Origin of the sequence: Ligilactobacillus agilis DSM 20509, assembly GCF_001436215.1 — a bacterium.
Taxonomy (GTDB): Bacteria; Bacillota; Bacilli; order Lactobacillales; family Lactobacillaceae; genus Ligilactobacillus; species Ligilactobacillus agilis.
The window spans coordinates 72,441-88,645 of the sequence record NZ_AYYP01000022.1; the positions used below are offsets into that span (position 1 = coordinate 72,441).

18 protein-coding genes, 1 tRNA gene, 1 pseudogene and 1 other annotated feature are annotated in these 16,205 nt (G+C 40.1%); of the genes and pseudogenes, 16 read left to right on the forward strand and 4 right to left on the reverse strand.

The features are described from left to right. Window positions 1–69 precede the first annotated feature (69 nt). From tig to FC14_RS03650, 5 genes are all read left to right on the forward strand, one after another. On the forward strand, window positions 70–1,383 hold the full coding sequence (gene tig, locus FC14_RS03630; RefSeq protein ID WP_050612453.1) for a trigger factor: 1,314 nt from the start codon (window positions 70–72) through the stop codon (window positions 1,381–1,383). Window positions 1,384–1,552: 169 nt separating this feature from the next. Continuing rightward, window positions 1,553–2,788, forward strand: a complete 1,236-nt coding sequence (gene clpX, locus FC14_RS03635; RefSeq protein WP_050612452.1) for an ATP-dependent Clp protease ATP-binding subunit ClpX — start codon at window positions 1,553–1,555, stop codon at window positions 2,786–2,788. Window positions 2,789–2,913: 125 nt separating this feature from the next. After that, on the forward strand, window positions 2,914–4,335 hold the full coding sequence (gene gndA / locus FC14_RS03640) for an NADP-dependent phosphogluconate dehydrogenase (protein WP_050612451.1): 1,422 nt from the start codon (window positions 2,914–2,916) through the stop codon (window positions 4,333–4,335). A gap of 199 nt (window positions 4,336–4,534) precedes the next feature. After that, window positions 4,535–5,221, forward strand: coding sequence for a response regulator transcription factor (locus tag FC14_RS03645; protein ID WP_050612450.1), 687 nt, complete (start codon window positions 4,535–4,537; stop codon window positions 5,219–5,221). A gap of 1 nt (window position 5,222) precedes the next feature. Then, window positions 5,223–6,734 (forward strand): HAMP domain-containing sensor histidine kinase, encoded by a 1,512-nt coding sequence (locus FC14_RS03650; protein WP_056976519.1) that lies wholly within the window; start codon window positions 5,223–5,225, stop codon window positions 6,732–6,734. A 47-nt stretch (window positions 6,735–6,781) separates the two neighbouring features. On the opposite strand, the gene yidC is transcribed toward FC14_RS03650, so the two are convergent. Continuing rightward, complete coding sequence (gene yidC, locus FC14_RS03655) at window positions 6,782–7,708, reverse strand: membrane protein insertase YidC (RefSeq protein ID WP_056976520.1); 927 nt, start codon at window positions 7,706–7,708, stop codon at window positions 6,782–6,784. Between the two features lie 91 nt (window positions 7,709–7,799). Further along, window positions 7,800–8,075, reverse strand: coding sequence for an acylphosphatase (locus FC14_RS03660; protein ID WP_050612447.1), 276 nt, complete (start codon window positions 8,073–8,075; stop codon window positions 7,800–7,802). Between the two features lie 103 nt (window positions 8,076–8,178). Here FC14_RS03660 and FC14_RS03665 point away from each other — a divergent pair, with 103 nt between their 5' ends. The 5 genes from FC14_RS03665 (at window position 8,179) to FC14_RS03685 (ending at window position 12,037) form a co-directional block, all read left to right on the forward strand. Beyond that, a complete protein-coding gene (locus tag FC14_RS03665) occupies window positions 8,179–9,336 on the forward strand; it encodes a hydroxymethylglutaryl-CoA synthase (RefSeq protein ID WP_056976521.1) in 1,158 nt (385 codons plus the stop codon). A 207-nt stretch (window positions 9,337–9,543) separates the two neighbouring features. Further along, a complete protein-coding gene (locus tag FC14_RS03670; protein ID WP_056976522.1) occupies window positions 9,544–10,428 on the forward strand; it encodes a hypothetical protein in 885 nt (294 codons plus the stop codon). Further along, window positions 10,421–11,389, forward strand: a complete 969-nt coding sequence (locus FC14_RS03675; RefSeq protein ID WP_056976523.1) for a hypothetical protein — start codon at window positions 10,421–10,423, stop codon at window positions 11,387–11,389. The genes FC14_RS03670 and FC14_RS03675 overlap by 8 nt, the downstream gene beginning before the upstream one ends. Before the next feature lie 2 nt (window positions 11,390–11,391). Beyond that, the gene (locus tag FC14_RS03680) at window positions 11,392–11,841 is read left to right on the forward strand and encodes a hypothetical protein (RefSeq protein WP_056976524.1); all 450 of its coding nucleotides are present in this window, start codon (window positions 11,392–11,394) and stop codon (window positions 11,839–11,841) included. 122 nt (window positions 11,842–11,963) lie between these two features. Continuing rightward, window positions 11,964–12,037 (forward strand) — tRNA-Arg (locus FC14_RS03685). 123 nt (window positions 12,038–12,160) lie between these two features. Here FC14_RS03685 and asd read toward each other — a convergent pair. Next, window positions 12,161–13,252, reverse strand: a complete 1,092-nt coding sequence (asd, locus tag FC14_RS03690; protein WP_056976525.1) for an aspartate-semialdehyde dehydrogenase — start codon at window positions 13,250–13,252, stop codon at window positions 12,161–12,163. A 205-nt stretch (window positions 13,253–13,457) separates the two neighbouring features. Then, window positions 13,458–13,539: a sequence feature (ribosomal protein L21 leader region), on the forward strand. 16 nt (window positions 13,540–13,555) lie between these two features. Between asd and rplU the strand changes: the two genes are divergently transcribed. The 6 genes from rplU to FC14_RS03720 all read left to right on the forward strand — a co-directional run bounded on the left by rplU (window position 13,556) and on the right by FC14_RS03720 (window position 15,389). Beyond that, a complete protein-coding gene (gene rplU / locus FC14_RS03695) occupies window positions 13,556–13,864 on the forward strand; it encodes a 50S ribosomal protein L21 (protein ID WP_050612441.1) in 309 nt (102 codons plus the stop codon). A 17-nt stretch (window positions 13,865–13,881) separates the two neighbouring features. Continuing rightward, window positions 13,882–14,208: a ribosomal-processing cysteine protease Prp gene (locus FC14_RS03700; protein WP_056976526.1), complete on the forward strand. Its 327-nt coding sequence runs from the start codon at window positions 13,882–13,884 to the stop codon at window positions 14,206–14,208. Window positions 14,209–14,228: 20 nt separating this feature from the next. Continuing rightward, window positions 14,229–14,510: a 50S ribosomal protein L27 gene (rpmA, locus tag FC14_RS03705; RefSeq protein WP_050612439.1), complete on the forward strand. Its 282-nt coding sequence runs from the start codon at window positions 14,229–14,231 to the stop codon at window positions 14,508–14,510. A gap of 165 nt (window positions 14,511–14,675) precedes the next feature. Then, on the forward strand, window positions 14,676–14,981 hold the full coding sequence (locus FC14_RS03710) for a hypothetical protein (RefSeq protein ID WP_235804499.1): 306 nt from the start codon (window positions 14,676–14,678) through the stop codon (window positions 14,979–14,981). After that, on the forward strand, window positions 14,959–15,186 hold the full coding sequence (locus FC14_RS03715) for a hypothetical protein (RefSeq protein WP_056976527.1): 228 nt from the start codon (window positions 14,959–14,961) through the stop codon (window positions 15,184–15,186). Before FC14_RS03710 ends, FC14_RS03715 begins: the two co-directional genes overlap by 23 nt. Then, on the forward strand, window positions 15,183–15,389 hold the full coding sequence (locus FC14_RS03720) for a CPCC family cysteine-rich protein (RefSeq protein WP_056976528.1): 207 nt from the start codon (window positions 15,183–15,185) through the stop codon (window positions 15,387–15,389). Before FC14_RS03715 ends, FC14_RS03720 begins: the two co-directional genes overlap by 4 nt. A gap of 147 nt (window positions 15,390–15,536) precedes the next feature. Here FC14_RS03720 and FC14_RS03725 read toward each other — a convergent pair. Then, window positions 15,537–16,043 (reverse strand): annotated as a pseudogene (locus FC14_RS03725) (ketopantoate reductase family protein); the annotation flags it as partial. Between the last annotated feature and the right edge of the window lie 162 nt (window positions 16,044–16,205).

Consider the following 16,205-nt stretch of genomic DNA (forward strand, 5'->3'; position numbering starts at 1 on the left):
GTTTTCTAGGGTAAACTTAATTAGTATGCAATTAATAATTGTAGAAAATATTTGCTCGGAGGGAAAATAATGTCTGCAAAATGGGAAAAACAAGAAGGCACTAACGAAGGTAAACTTACTTTTGAAATTGCGCCTGAACAAGTTAAAGAAGGTTTAGACATCGCTTTTAACCGTGTCAAGAAATCATTAAACGTACCTGGTTTCCGGAAGGGAAAGGTTCCTCGTCAAATCTTTAACAAGATGTATGGTGAAGAAGCTTTATACCAAGATGCTTTAAACGCTGTTTTACCAGCCGCTTATGAAGCTGCTATCAAGGAAACTGACATCAAGCCAGTTGCTCAACCTGAAATTGATGTTGAATCAATGGAAAAGGAATCAGCTTGGGTCTTAACAGCTAAGGTTACTGTTCAACCAGAAGTTGAATTAGGCCAATACAAGGATCTTGAAGTAACTAAGCAAAACACTGAAGTTACTGATGAAGATGTAGACGCAGAATTAAAGCGTCGTCAACAACAACAAGCTGAATTAGTTTTGAAGGAAGATGCACCAGCTGAAAATGGTGATACAGTGGTTATCGACTTTGAAGGTAAAGTTGATGGTGAAGCCTTCGATGGTGGTTCAGCACAAAACCATTCATTAGAATTAGGTTCAAACACATTTATCCCAGGCTTTGAAGATCAATTAGTTGGTCACAAAGCTGGTGAAACTGTGGAAGTTAAAGTTACTTTCCCAGAAGACTACCAAGCAGAAGACTTACAAGGTAAGGATGCTGTCTTCACTACTACAATTCACGAAGTTAAGACTAAGGAATTACCAGCCTTAGATGATGAATTTGCTAAGGACGTTGATGAAGAAGTTGAAACTTTAGTTGAATTGAAGGCTAAGATTAAGGAAGAATTAGCTAAGAACAAGGCAGAATTTGCTAAGAACCAAGTTCAAGAAGAAGCAATTGCTGCTGCAGTTAAGAATGCAACTATCGGTGAAATTCCTGCTGCTATGATTGAAGACGATGTTCAACGTCAATTAGATCAATACTTAAGTGGGATGCAACAACAAGGTATTAGCCCAGAAATGTACTACCAATTAACTGGGACTAAGGAAGAAGACTTACGCAAGCAATTTGAAGATGGTGCTGAAGAACGCGTTAAGACTAACCTTGTTTTAGAAGCAGTTGTTGCTGCAGAAGGTTTGAAGGCTTCTGAAGAAGAAATCAACAACGAAATTAAGAATTTAGCAGCGCAATACAATATGGATGAAAAGGCAGTTCGCTCTGCTTTATCAGACGACATGCTTGACCACGACATTTCTGTTCGTAAAGCAGTAGAATTGATTGCTGATTCTGCTAAGCAAACTCTTGAACCAAAAGAAGAAGCTAACGACTAATTAGTAGCATTTATTAGTAAAGGTTAGTATAATAAACGCCTGGGTGTGGTGAAATTCCATTATACCTGGGCGTTTTTTAGTGAAAATAAGCTAAGCATTAGCCTTTCTTGAAAATGTCTGTTAGAATGGATTTAATTAGTATTTGAAAGAAATATAGGGTGGTAAAGAAATGTACGAAAATACAGATAATAATGGCCCCGTAACTTGTTCTTTTTGTGGTAAATCAGAAACACAAGTAAACAGCATGATTTCAGGACCAGGGGTTTATATTTGTAATGAGTGTGTTGAACTTGCACAATCAATCATTGAAAGTGAATCAAAGGCTCAAGTTCAAGAAGAGTTAACGGAAGTACCAACTCCTAAGGAAATTGTTGATATTTTGAATCAGTATGTGATTGGGCAAGAAGAAGCTAAGCGGACCTTAGCTGTGGCAGTATATAATCATTACAAGCGGATTAACTCTAATATCGAAGCCGACGAAACTGAACTACAGAAGTCTAATATCTGTTTGGTTGGTCCGACTGGTTCAGGGAAAACATTCCTTGCCCAAAGTCTAGCTAAGATTTTAAACGTTCCCTTTGCCATTGCTGATGCAACTACCTTGACCGAAGCAGGTTACGTAGGGGAAGACGTTGAAAATATTCTCTTGAAGTTATTGCAAAATGCGGATTATGATGTTGAACGTGCAGAACGCGGAATTATCTATATCGATGAAATCGATAAGATTGCCAAGAAGAGCGAAAATGTCTCGATTACGCGGGATGTTTCGGGTGAAGGAGTTCAACAGGCCTTGCTTAAGATTCTTGAAGGAACAATCGCTAACGTACCACCACAAGGTGGCAGAAAGCATCCACAACAAGAATTCATTCAGATTGATACGACCAATATCCTCTTTATTGTTGGGGGAGCGTTTGATGGCATCGAAACGATGGTGAAGAATCGTTTGGGTGAAAAGACCATTGGGTTTGGCACAGATTCTAAGCAACAATTCGATGAATCAAAGAGTGTAATGCAACAAATTATCCCCGAAGACTTATTAAAATTTGGGTTGATTCCTGAATTTATTGGCCGGTTGCCAATCTTAACCGCCTTAGAAAAATTGACCGAAGATGATTTAGTGCGAATCTTGACTGAACCAAAGAATGCATTAGTTAAGCAATACACTAAGCTAGTAGAGCTTGACGGTGTGAAACTTAAATTTGAAGCTCCTGCTTTGAAGGAAGTTGCGCGCTTAGCAATCGAAAGAAATACGGGGGCCCGGGGGTTACGTTCGATTATTGAAAATACCATGCGGGACATCATGTTTGATATTCCAAGCCGGGAAGATATTGAGGAAGTCATCATCACGAAGGCAACGGTTGATGGGACGCGTAAACCCAAGGTGGTTAAGAAAAAGGTTGGCTAGTTATAAGTAAACACAAGTTTTTTTAATGAAGAATACGGATTATTTAAAACTTGTTACTTTAATTTCAATTCTTTTTTTGGTATGATTAGCTAAGTAAATGTAGTAATTATGCGGGAGGTTTCAAAATGGATAAACCACAAATTGGTGTCATCGGAATGGCTGTTATGGGGAAGAATTTGGCTTTAAATATTGAAAGCCGGGGCTACACAGTGGCTGTTTATAACCGGACTGGTTCAAAGACAGAAAAAGTTGTAGCTGATCACCCAGACAAGAACTTGGTACCAAGTTATACAATCGAAGACTTTGTTAAATCACTAGAAAAGCCAAGACGAATTATTATGATGGTTAAGGCTGGTAAAGCAACTGACGCAACTATCAAGCAATTAATGCCTTACCTTGAAAAGGGTGACGTTTTAATTGATGGTGGTAATACCTTCTTTGAAGATACCATTCGCCGTAACCAAGAATTAGACAATTCTGATATTAACTTCATCGGTATGGGTGTTTCTGGTGGTGAAAAGGGCGCCTTAGAAGGACCATCATTGATGCCAGGTGGTCAAAAGGAAGCATACGACCTTGTCGCTCCAATTTTAGAACAAATTGCTGCTAAGGCTGAAGACGGTAAGCCATGTGTAACTTACATTGGGCCTAATGGTGCAGGGCACTATGTTAAGATGGTTCATAACGGGATTGAATACGGTGATATGGAATTAATCGCGGAATCATATAACTTGTTACGCAACGTATTGGGCTTGTCTAACGAAGAGATTGCCAAGATTTTCGAAGACTGGCGGTCTTCAGAGTTAAACAGTTACTTAATCGATATCACCGCTGACATCCTTACTCGTAAGGATGACTTAGGTAGTGATAAACCAATCGTTGACATGATTTTGGACCGGGCTGGTAATAAGGGGACTGGTAAGTGGAGTTCCCAAAGTGCATTGGAATTAGGGGTACCACAATCCTTAATTACTGAATCAGTATATGCCCGCTATATTTCTACCTTTAAGGACGAACGGGTAGCTGCTAGTGAAGTTTTACCAGCACCTAAAGCTACAATCGGTGAATTAGATAAGCAAGCTTACATTGAAAAAATCCGCAAGGCATTGTACTTTAGCAAGATTATGTCATATGCACAAGGGTTTGAACAATTACGCTTGGCTTCAGAACACTATGATTGGGATTTGAAGTTTGGCCAATTGGCAATGATTTGGCGTGAAGGCTGCATTATTCGGGCCCAATTCCTTCAAAAGATTACGGATGCCTTTGAACGTAATGCGGATTTGAAGAACTTGATGTTAGATGACTACTTCAAGGATATTACCGCTAAGTACCAAGATGCCGTTAGAGATGTGGCTGCCTTAGCAATTAAAGCCGGCGTTGCTTGCCCTGGTTTTACAGCTGCAATTACCTACTACGATCAATATCGTTCTGCAGTCTTACCTGCTAATATTATCCAAGCTCAACGTGACTACTTTGGTGCTCATACTTATGAACGGACTGACCGTGAAGGTAGCTTCCACTACGAATGGTATCACGAAGAATAAAAATTGATGTTTAAACAAGAAGAGCTAGTTGTTAGGGCTGGCTCTTTTTGCTTTAATTGGGATTTTTTAATGAATTTGTCCTACTAATGAGAATTATATATAGGAAAACCGGCAATAAAATGGTAAAATTGCAAATGTAGGTTAAAGAAAAGTAATAATCCAAACAAAAAGTTAATTAAAATTAGGAGGAAAACAATTAATGAGTAAAATTTTGATTATCGAAGATGAAAAAAACCTTGCTCGTTTTGTCGAATTAGAATTACAACACGAAGGCTACGACACATTTGCATGCAAAAATGGGCGTGAAGGCTTAGAGGTAGCGCTAGAAAAAGATTGGGATGCAATTTTACTAGACTTAATGTTGCCAGAATTAAACGGGTTAGAAGTCTGCCGTCGTGTCCGCCAAGTAAAAAACACCCCAATTATTATGATGACTGCGCGCGACTCCGTTATTGACCGGGTTTCTGGCTTGGACCATGGTGCAGACGATTATATTGTTAAGCCATTTGCAATCGAAGAATTATTGGCTCGTTTACGCGCGGTATTACGACGGGTAGATTTAGAAAGCGAACAAAATGCTTCTAAGCAAACAACCGTTACTTACCGTGACTTAACGATTGAAAAGGAAAACCGCGTGGTTCGTCGTGGTGATGAAATTATTGAATTAACTAAGCGTGAATACGAGTTATTATTAGCTTTGATGGAAAATGTTAACGTGGTCTTGGCACGTGACGTTTTACTTAAGAAGGTTTGGGGCTACGAGACTCAAATTGAAACAAATGTGGTAGATGTATATATCCGTTATCTACGCAACAAAATTGATCGACCAGGTGAAGATAGCTACATCCAAACTGTGCGTGGAACAGGATATGTAATGCGTTCCTAAGATGGAAGTAAGAAAAACTCCCCGCGAGGATAAGCACTTTTTTTCCCTGAAGTTAAAATGGTCGGTGGCGACAGGGCTAGGAGTGTTATTGATTTTCTTGGTCTTTTCGGTGCTACTTTATCAAAGTTTTTCCAGCTTGTTATTGCGGCAAGAACAGCAGTATGCTAGTGAAGCATTATCGACTGCTATCAATAAGCTGGCTGTCAACGATAATGAACTTACGGCAGATAAAGTTAGGACTGATTTAAGTTCGGCTTTGGCAGAAGTTAGATCAACAGCGCGCCCATCAGTATTGTATAGTGATTCGGTCTTTGTGACTTTATCGCGTAAAAATATTGGTTTGAGTGTGTATAACCTGTCAGGGGATGAAATTTTTGCCTCGCGTAAGGTGCCTGTTAAGTTTCATAAGGATGGTTCTAATGTCGATCATCTAACTAAAATTGATGGGGTTAGTGTTTTTGTGACTAGCCAAGTGGTCAAGTCCAAAGCCACCCACCAAGTGATTGGTTATGTTCAAGTTACCAATAGGTTGATTGACTATGAGAACACCAAGCGTAAGTTAATGTTAATCTTCCTTGTCTTTGGACTTACCGCTGCATTGGCGAGTGGGATGTTAGCCTATGGTTTATCTTCATGGCTCTTACGTCCGGTTGATCTTCTAAATGAGACAATCGGTAAGATTAATGACGACGAAGAAGGGGACGCCTTGGCCAATGTCCGGGTACCGGTCTTAAACCAACACGATGAATTATCTGAGCTGAGTTTACTATTTAACGACATGTTAGATCGGATGCAACGCTACATCGAACAGCAGCAGCAATTTGTTGAGGACGTCTCCCATGAGTTGCGGACTCCTGTGGCCATCATTCAAGGCCATTTAGACCTGTTGAATCGCTGGGGAAAAGACGACCCTGAGATTTTAAGTGAATCGATTGCCGCTTCCTTACAAGAAATTACCCGCATGAAGAGTTTGGTCCAAGAGATGTTAGACTTGTCGCGGGCCGAACAAGTGGAAGTTCAGTTTGCCCAAGAGGAGACAGATGCACGTGAGGTCGGGTTGCAAGTCTTTAATAACTTTCAAATGATACATCCCGAATTTACTTTTGTGCTTGATAATGACTTGAAAAAACCAACCATTACCAAGATTTATCGGAATCACTTAGAACAAGTTCTAATTATTTTGCTGGATAATGCGGTTAAGTATTCACGGGAGCGCAAGGAAGTTCATATGACGATGGCGAAAGACCAACGCCACGTTCAAATAGTAGTTCAAGATTTTGGTGAAGGTATTTCTGAAGAAAACCTAGCTAAGATATTTGACCGCTTCTACCGGGTTGATAAAGCACGTAGTCGTGACAAGGGTGGTAATGGCTTAGGCTTAGCGATTGCTCGCAGACTAATTGAAGGTTATCATGGTAAATTAGCTGTTGAAAGTGTTGTTAACCAGGGGTCTGTTTTTAGAATAACGTTACCTTTGGTTACAGAACCTAAAGAAACTGAAAATAAAGCTTAAAAAAATCCGATTCCCATTTGGGAGTCGGATTTTTTTAGTGCTACTTTTTACTTATGCTTATGTCTTTGCTTACCGGCATTGCGCTTTCGATTATGGGTTTTAGGAGCACTAGCCTTAGCTGGTTGCTTAACGACAGTTGGTTGGCTTTCTTTAGCAATCACCGTTTTAGCAGGCTTGGCTTTAAGTTCTGCTTCAATGTTAGCCCGAATGCGCGGACGCATGATGTTAATTAACAGAGTTTGGATACATGCGAAAATCCCCCCAACAAAGAAGTAAAGTCCTAAACCGGCTGGAGAAATGTAAGTCATAAAGGCCAACATTACGGGGCTGACAATCATCATAGAAGACATTTGCTTCTTTTGTTCTTCGGAAACGCCTTGAAGTGACAACCAGCCTTGGAGTGCGTAGATTAAGAAAGTCAAAATCACAAAGGTAAAACTTCGTTGCCCCAAGTTAATTCCGTAAAAGGTCGACTTAGATAGTAATTCGGAATACTGGATAGCGGCATAGAGGGCGGCAAAGATTGGCATTTGGATAAGCAATGGTAAGCAACCAATTCCGCCCGTCATCGAAATGTTGTTTTCTTTGTATAAGGCCATCATTTCTTGACTAATTTGGGCACGCTCTTCAGGGGTTTTGGCTTCCTTTTGACGCTTTTGGATATCATTTAATTGCGGTCTAATTGAGCCGAGTTTTTCTTGTTGAATCGTGCTCTTTTTTAACTGACTGAGCATAACCGGCATCAAAACTAAGCGGACAATAAAGGTGATTAAGATAATTGCCCAACCGTAGCTATTACCGCTCCCCCCTAGCCAGTTAGAGAGGGCATCCATAATATGTTGTGTTGGGACAGCTAACTTTTCATACACGAAACCGTATGGTTTACCACTAGCTGTTCGTTGGACACAGCCACTTAGAAATAGGCTGACCATGACGAATAGTGAGCCTAATGTTAAATATTTTTTTCTTTTCATTGTTCATTCCCTTTCAAAATAGACTACCGTCTTTAACTATACTGTAAGCTTGTTTTTTTTGCAATCGCGGTAGGCTGAGAAAAGGGAATTTTTAATAAAATTCGACCCGAAAATCTTGATAGTCCTTAGGTTTCATTTCGGTGACCGAAACGTGGTCAACGTGTCCGGCTGGACTGGGCCCAGCTTTAATCTGGCTGATGAATTTATATAGGGTTAGCGGTTCTGCTTGGGCTTCGATGTAAACAGAGCCATCAACTCGATTTTTGACAAAACCGACTACGCCTAGTTCGTCAGCCACCTGCTTGGTCATATAGCGAAAACCGACACCTTGTACGATGCCAAAGACAGTTAACTTTGCAGCTTGCATAGCAATCCCTCCCGTATGCTTGTTTACCTTTATACTAACACATGCTAAGTGAAATGTGGCATAATAGAAAAAGATTATTCTTTATAGAAAGCAGGACAAATAAATGAAAATCGGAATTGATAAGATTGGCTTTGCCACTTCTAATTTGTATGTTGATATGACAGAACTGGCAGAGGCACGAAATGTTGATCCCAATAAATATTTAATCGGAATTGGTCAAAGTAAAATGGCAGTAATTCCGCCTAGTCAAGACGTGGTTACCCTGGCTGCTAGTGCTGCTAGTAAAATCTTAACGGCCGACGACAAAGACCAGGTAGAACTAGTCTTGTTTGCAACCGAATCTGGGGTAGATAATTCTAAGTCTGCAGCTGCTTATCTCAGTGAATTACTAGGTTTAAAGGCCAATATTCGGGCAATCGAATTAAAACAAGCTTGTTATGGAGCCACGGCCGGCCTCCAACTTGCCAAGGGACACATTGCACTAAATCCGCAAAGCAAGGTACTAGTTATTGGGGCAGATATTGCTCGCTATGGGTTAAATACGCCTGGTGAGCCAACCCAAGGGGGCGGGGCAGTTGCACTGTTAGTGACTGCTAACCCTAGGATTTTGGCATTAGAAGAGGATGCCAGCTACTTAACTAAAGACATTATGGATTTCTGGAGACCCTTAGGGCATATGGAAGCTTTAGTAGATGGTAAATATTCTTCTAATGTTTATTTGGACTTTTTCCAAGAAGTTTTTTCCGCTTACCAATCAAAGACCGGCTTACAGTTACAGGATTTTGCTGCCCTCTTATTCCACTTACCTTATACCAAGATGGGCTTGAAGGCCTTGCGCTTAGCGATTGAAGGAGCAGATGATCAGATTGCTACCCACTTGAGTCATGAATTTGAAGCAGCCCGCAGCTACAACCGCCAGGTGGGCAACCTCTATACCGGCTCGCTATACTTAAGTTTACTGTCACTACTAGAAAATAGTGACAGCTTACGGGCAGGCCAGCGGTTAGGGTTGTTTAGCTATGGCTCAGGGGCCGAAGGTGAATTTTATAGTGGCATCTTGCAACCAGGTTTTGAACGGATGTTATGCGGACATGCCGCCGCTTTGAAAGCTAGAACTAAGGTTAGTGTTGCCGAATACGAACAGCTCTATAAGGCTGGCCTAACCTTAGCAGCTGACATTGATTTTGATTGGCAAAATGATGCTTCAGCCTACGTTTTAACTGGCATTAAAGCTAACCAACGCCAATACTTAGCCAAATAATGTTAAGTCCTCCTTTGACTGAAAAAGTTAAGGGGGATTTTTTGATAGGACAAAGTTACTAACATAATTAGTAAGTATTTTAGAAATTAAATTTAAAAATTTAGTGGTCAAAGATTGCGAAATGTTAGTTTTGTTTGTAATATGAATTATAAGGAAGAAATTTATGGGAATTTAGAAATAATTCTTAAAGAATAAGAGGAGATACGGATGGCGAATACAAATCAATTTAGTTTATCTGACCCCAAGCAGACTCAAGCTACGTTGGCTGGCGCACTTGCTAACAAGATTAAGTATTTACAAACCTTGGAAGAAGCAATTGCTAACAAAGATGATCGACTGGTCTATCAGTTAATTGATGGTGGTCGCTACGCCAAGGAGATTACCCGGGCCCGCCATGTCGGTGGGGATGAAAATGAACAATTAATCTATGACGTTCATCCTGAAATCAGCGATTTCTTAAGTCATAAATTAATTGCTTACTTACGAGAAAACTACCCGTTTTTTTACTTTGAAGAAACTGCCGTGGGGCAATTTCAAATTTACTTTGGTAATTGGTGGGGAAGACGGGTCTTTGGCAAACTGGATGTCTTAAACGTGAAGTTTATCTTTGATGAAGGTGAATATGGTAAGTTAGCCCGGGCCTTTGCTTTAGAAGCTGAAAATAAGCGGCTCAATAGTGATAAGATTAAGCAGATTTCAGAGGAAAGCGACCGCCTGCAGGCCTTAATTGATGACCAGGATAAACGTGATGCTAAAAAGGAAGAGCTGCGTGAAAAGATGAAAAGGACTAACCAGGAGCGGTCAGGTTTTTGGAAAGCAGCAGAGCAAAAAGAAGCTAAACAAAGGCTAGTTGAAGAACTGACTGAGTTAGCAGAGTTAGACGAAAAAGCCAATCGTGCTTATAAACAAATTCGGGAAAACGAAGAAAAGGTGCTAGCCTTGTCTAAAGAGGACACCTTAATTGGTTACGAAAAACAAAGTATTGTTGCTAAGTTTGGCAGCTTCGAAATGTTTGAAGATAAGGTGGCATCCTTATACCGCGATTATATTGCCGATTTAATTGCTACTAAGGGGGTGAGAGCAGATGACTGAAACTAAGAATGAAATTTATCCCGATGGCCACCATGAGACTAAGGGGCATTCTGCCTCACTCACGGCTAAGGGGCGGTTAATTGAATATAATCAGCAATTAAAAGCTAACTTAGCCGCCGGAATAAGGTTTACGGAAATCTTGGATGTCCTAAGTGAGACCAAGGATACTGACGAGTTGCTTGAAGCAGCTTTGGCTTTAAGCACTTATCAATTAGATAGCGCTTACCTGGTCTATCCACAGCAATATAGTAAGTCTGACTTTTATTTAATTTTTCTTCAACGCCTACTACAATTACATCAAACAAGCACAATGATTTTAGAATCGAGTGAGCGTAAAAAAGAGTTGCACCACAGTTTTGAAGGAATCAGTCAGACTGGTTACTTTTTATTTGCAACTAGTGAAACTGACCCAGCTGGGGCTTACTATTACGAAAAGGAAACGGAGCAGCGCCTATTTTACATTAACTTTAAGCGCCACTTATTGAGCTTTAACTCACAGGCACTGACTAACTTGCTGGTTGTTAACTACGGCAAACGTTACCAGTTTAAGGCAATCAAGAACTTAGCTAACTTATTAATTGCAGTTGGTAAGTGCTTCAAAGAAGACTACGGCTATGAAGTGGATTTTAGCTACCTCGATGCTGCGAACCAAGCGCTCTATCCTTTAACTAGCTCTAAGCTACCACAACAGGCACTAGACCGTTTATTTATTAAGGCCTCGCAAGCCGGGTATATGTTGACCACGGGGATTGATGGGGAAGCCATCCTGGACTTAGGACCAACCATCCGGTTAAGCTTATTTGCCCACAGTGAAAATACTTGGGTAATGCAGGTTCAAGATCAAGCTAACTGCTTATCGTGGTTAGATTTATTATTTAAGTATGAATTCTTAAAGGATTGGTACTTGGAAAATCTAGACACAATCGAAATTAGGACGGATAGCCGTTATTTTAAGGGGTAATCATGGATATCACGAAAATGTTAACCTTTGCGCGTAACTATCCCCTGCGGCCATTGGTTCCAAGTAAGACCTTTAGTGAAAAGGAACAGCTGGCGGGACAATATGTCTTGGTCATTTACTATTTGGGCCAATTAATGGGGAGCATACAAGCTAATCAAGTTGCTTTGCAAGCCTATTGTAATGCCTTACAAGCCTTTTTGCAGATTGCAAACGAACGTAAGTGGACTTATAAGATGCTAGTTGATGATGAGCTACTTGCGCAAATTGAGCAAAAGTGGGCGAGCCAATCACTAAATACCGTTTATTTAATTCTAGAGCAACAATTAAATAAAAGTTACTTTGAAAATAATCAAGCTGCCTTTGTGCACGCTTGGCATATTTTCTTGAAATTTGGCTTAGTTGATTTAGGTTTTACAGCTGGCGAAATTGAAGCGCAATATTTACAAGCTTAGAAATAACAAACTGAAAGGGTGCCTTATTATCAAGGCATCTTTTTGTTTGGGGCTAACTTTTTTGAAAAAATAATTGACATGCCAAAATAAATACAATACAATAAATATTGTTGTTGAGTAATGGATCGGTAGCTCAGCTGGATAGAGCATCCGCCTTCTAAGCGGACGGTCGAGAGTTCGAATCTCTCCCGATTCATTAAATTGCATACAGAGTAAAGGGGTAAGCTTGACTTGCCTCTTTATTTTTTAGCTGCCCAAAATAAAAAGACGGACTAACTTGCTTGCTAAGAAATCAAGTTAGTCCGTCTTTTAGTAATAGTTATTTTTTAGTAATGTAACCTTGGGCGGTTAGTAGTTCTGCGCTCAAGACACCACCACCAGCAGCACCACGAGCAGTGTTGTGTGAAAGTCCGACAAACTTCCAGTCGTAAACAGAGTCCTTACGCAAGCGTCCAATGGAAATACCCATCCCATTTTCGAAGTTGACGTCCTTAGCGACTTGAGGACGGTCATCTTCAGAAAGGTATTGGATGAATTGCTTAGGGGTACTTGGGAGGTTTAGGCTTTGTGGTAAACCTTGGTAGGATTCAAGGGCAGCCACTAGTTCTTCTTTAGTAGGATTTTGTTTAAACTTAACAAAAACCGTAGCAGTGTGTCCATAAAGGATTGGGACCCGAATACATTGGCTTGTAATTACGGGACTAGTAGCAGGGACGATTTCTCCCTTAGCTTCATCCAGTTGACCCCAAATCTTTAGTGGTTCCTTTTCTGATTTTTCTTCTTCACCGGAAATGAATGGAATGATGTTGCCCTTCATTTCTGGCCAATCATCAAAGTTCTTACCGGCACCTGAAATTGCTTGGTAAGTAGAAGCAATCACTTCGTAAGGTTCAAATTTTAACCAGGCAGAAAGGGCAGGGGCATAGCTTTGAATAGAGCAGTTAGGTTTAACCGCAATGAATCCCCGCTTGGTTCCCAACCGTTTGCGTTGGTAGTCGATGACCTTAAAGTGCTCAGGATTGATTTCTGGTACGACCATTGGCACATCTGGTGTCCAACGGTGGGCACTATTATTAGAAACTACAGGTGTTTCTGTTTTAGCATAGGCTTCTTCGATGGCTTTGATTTTATCTTTTGACATGCTGACAGCGGAAAAGACGAAGTCAACTTGAGCAGCGACTTTTTCAACTTCGCTGACATCTAAGATTTTTAAGTCCTTAACGGCTTCAGGAATAGGGGTTTCCATTTTCCAGCGGCCGTCAACAGCTTGGGCATAAGTCTTACCCGCACTACGAGGGCTAGCAGCTAAAGTAGTTACCTCAAACCAGGGGTGATTTTCAAGCATGGCCACAAAGCGTTGGCCAACCATTCCAGTGGCGCCTAAAACGCCGGCTCTTAACTTTTCATCCATCTACAGTTCCTCATTTCTGTAATAAAAAGTTGGCAGTCTCCTACCTTATTAATGAATATCTTAGAATATTTTTATCTTAAAAACAAGTTTTTAAGATTAGTTTTTAAACCGAAAAAGTAGCGTGAAAAAAATCATTTTTAAATCATAAAACTGCTTGACGTTTAGGTGAATATTTGATAAGCTATCAATGTTGTATTTGTGCATGTCACAGCTGCAACCGCTCGTTTTAAGTTTTCTAAGCATTTGCTAAGGCAAATCACTACATTACGGCGAGTCTAAGTATAAACAAGGAGGTGCACATTAATGTACGCAATTATTAAGACAGGTGGTAAGCAACTTAAGGTAGAAGCTGGTCAAGCTATCTACGTTGAAAAGTTGGCTGCTAATGCAGGTGAAACAGTTACTTTTGATCAAGTAGTTTTCGTTGGTGGTGAAAAGACTGTTATTGGTACACCATTAGTTGAAGGTGCTACTGTTACAGGTACTGTTGAAAAGCAAGGCCGTGCTAAGAAGGTTGTTACTTTCAAGTACAAGCCTAAGAAGCACTCACACACAAAGAAGGGTCACCGTCAACCTTACACTAAGGTTGTTATCGATGCAATCAACGCTTAATTTAAAGAAGTGATTACATGATACATGCAAAGTTTACTAAGAAGGGTGATTTAATCACTGCCTTCGAAATGTACGGGCATGCCGGTTATGCCGACTCTGGCTTTGACATTGTGTGTGCGGCTGTTTCCGTTTTGGCGATTAATACGGTTAATAGTTTGGAGCAACTTGTTAAGATTGAACCCCTGGTGGTAGAGGATCCGACTGAAGGTGGTTTTTTACGCTTAGAGGTTGGAACGAAAGATCTTGACAAACCGGGTGTTCAAATTTTATTAGCTGCATTAGAGCTTGGAATCAGCGATTTAGTCAAGCAAGCAGAATATCAGAAATATATTAGTTTAGATTAGTTTCCGGGAGGTGCACTGATATGTTATTGAACCTACAATACTTCGCCCACAAAAAGGGGGGCGGTTCCACAGCTAACGGTCGTGACTCACGTTCAAAGCGTTTAGGCGCAAAGCGTGCTGACGGTCAAACTGTTACAGGTGGTTCAATCCTTTACCGTCAACGTGGTACTCGTATTTACCCAGGGGTTAACGTTGGTATGGGTGGCGACAACACTTTATTTGCTAAAGTTGATGGTGTCGTTAAATTCGAACGTAAAGGCCGCGACAAGAAACAAGTTTCAGTTTACCCTGTTGCTGAATAATTAAATTGGTAGTCCTTTGAAAATCTTGGTTGAACAAGGTTTTCAAAGGACTATTTTTTATGGTTTATCAAAATGGGGACAACTAAAATATTCCAACGATTTTTAAAGCTGTAAGAAATAATAGTAAAGCAAGATTTTGGGAAAATAGTCATAGATGAATGGTTGGTGAAAGGCTTGGATTGGAAAGGATTGACAGATAGATTTCTTTTAGCTTTAAGGGTACATGAAGAGCTAGAATTCAAAATAGGGTCTCACTATTGGTACCTAGGCCCCGCTTCTGATAATCAGGGATATGGGGATAAGAAAGGGTGGATAACATATCAATTTTATTCTGACGATATAATATATATTCCTTCAGAAAATCCTAAAGTAATCATGAATACAAAGATTCAAGGTAAAACATTGTTAGAACATTTTATTGAATTTGAAGAAAAGGCGAATAATAAAAATGAAAGCAATAGATTTAAGTAAGGTTAAATATCGAGTATCTAACTATTATGGCTTTAGTGATGATGCGTATCGTGACACTCTTTTGATGGAATTTCCTGATAATAATGGAGATACAGGGTATAATGAGATTGACTTCAAAGATAATTTTTTTGCTATTATCCAACGTGACTTGGATAAAAATATCCATATTTTAGAGGTTGTAGATCCAATAAATTTTCTTAAATGAATAAGTCAAAAAAGAACATAATTATAATTGATGGTAGTGAATTTGTACACTGCCCTGTTTGCGGTACTTTAACTGCAGTATATGATATTTGTGATAAATGTGGTTGGCAAAATACTGGTGAAACAAATATTGATGGTGGCCCTAATCATATGACGTTAGCAGAGGCTAAAAAAGCTTATGCTGAGGGGCGTGAGATTAACTAGGTTAATTTATTTTGAAATAAGATACTGAAAAAAGATAAGCAAGTAGACTAGTATTAGTGGAAATAATACATTTTAGTAAACAAAAACTTCCTTTAGAGTAAGGTGTTTTAGGACCTACTCTAAAGGAAGTTTATTTGTAGATTATGCCTAGTTTTGGCGTTGTTGGCGGGTATGTTCCGCTAAGTGCACGAGGTTGGTTAAGAAGGTGTGGGTATGTGCTTCGTAGTTGTACTTACGCCCTAAGTCGACTAGGTAGCCGTTGATGTAGTCAACTTCGGTCGGACGATTTTTACTCATATCTTGATACATGGAAGGATAGTGAAGCGGGTTAGCTACCTTACTTACGTAGTTAACGGTGTCTAGTTCTTCTTGACGGCTGTTTAACATTTTAACGCCCGCACGTTCGCAAACATCATAGGCCTCGTTAATCAATGCTAATGATAGTTCGTCTGCTTTTTCAAAGGCGGCGTATTCACCCATAGTGATTTCAAAGAGGGTACATAAGGTATTAACCACGGAATTGAAAACCACTTTAGCCATGAGGGTTCCCTGGAAATTAGTGGTTAAGGTTGGATTAATATTGGCTTTGGCTAATTCGGCTACGACTTTATGGGTCATTTCGTCTGGTTCTTCCGTGTAATTGGCTAGATTCATTAATTTAGGGCGGGATACCAGTGGTTTTAACCACTGGAGGGATAGCCCTCACTGTAGGTTCTCTAGAACCTACTTTTACCCTTTTGCCTCCTTATGCTGTGTATTCATCGAACAAAAGTGCTATAATATCAGTAAAGAAAGTGAGGTGAACCTAATGGAAAT

Bases quoted from the DNA above. Each gene is read 5' to 3' on its own strand.
- tig (WP_050612453.1), top strand. From the start codon at position 70: ATGTCTGCAAAATGGGAAAAACAAGAAGGCACTAACGAAGGTAAACTT.
- clpX (WP_050612452.1), top strand. From the start codon at position 1,553: ATGTACGAAAATACAGATAATAATGGCCCCGTAACTTGTTCTTTTTGT.
- gndA (WP_050612451.1), top strand. From the start codon at position 2,914: ATGGATAAACCACAAATTGGTGTCATCGGAATGGCTGTTATGGGGAAG.
- FC14_RS03645 (WP_050612450.1), top strand. From the start codon at position 4,535: ATGAGTAAAATTTTGATTATCGAAGATGAAAAAAACCTTGCTCGTTTT.
- FC14_RS03650 (WP_056976519.1), top strand. From the start codon at position 5,223: ATGGAAGTAAGAAAAACTCCCCGCGAGGATAAGCACTTTTTTTCCCTG.
- yidC (WP_056976520.1), bottom strand. From the start codon at position 7,708: ATGAAAAGAAAAAAATATTTAACATTAGGCTCACTATTCGTCATGGTC.
- FC14_RS03660 (WP_050612447.1), bottom strand. From the start codon at position 8,075: ATGCAAGCTGCAAAGTTAACTGTCTTTGGCATCGTACAAGGTGTCGGT.
- FC14_RS03665 (WP_056976521.1), top strand. From the start codon at position 8,179: ATGAAAATCGGAATTGATAAGATTGGCTTTGCCACTTCTAATTTGTAT.
- FC14_RS03670 (WP_056976522.1), top strand. From the start codon at position 9,544: ATGGCGAATACAAATCAATTTAGTTTATCTGACCCCAAGCAGACTCAA.
- FC14_RS03675 (WP_056976523.1), top strand. From the start codon at position 10,421: ATGACTGAAACTAAGAATGAAATTTATCCCGATGGCCACCATGAGACT.
- FC14_RS03680 (WP_056976524.1), top strand. From the start codon at position 11,392: ATGGATATCACGAAAATGTTAACCTTTGCGCGTAACTATCCCCTGCGG.
- asd (WP_056976525.1), bottom strand. From the start codon at position 13,252: ATGGATGAAAAGTTAAGAGCCGGCGTTTTAGGCGCCACTGGAATGGTT.
- rplU (WP_050612441.1), top strand. From the start codon at position 13,556: ATGTACGCAATTATTAAGACAGGTGGTAAGCAACTTAAGGTAGAAGCT.
- FC14_RS03700 (WP_056976526.1), top strand. From the start codon at position 13,882: ATGATACATGCAAAGTTTACTAAGAAGGGTGATTTAATCACTGCCTTC.
- rpmA (WP_050612439.1), top strand. From the start codon at position 14,229: ATGTTATTGAACCTACAATACTTCGCCCACAAAAAGGGGGGCGGTTCC.
- FC14_RS03715 (WP_056976527.1), top strand. From the start codon at position 14,959: ATGAAAGCAATAGATTTAAGTAAGGTTAAATATCGAGTATCTAACTAT.
- FC14_RS03720 (WP_056976528.1), top strand. From the start codon at position 15,183: ATGAATAAGTCAAAAAAGAACATAATTATAATTGATGGTAGTGAATTT.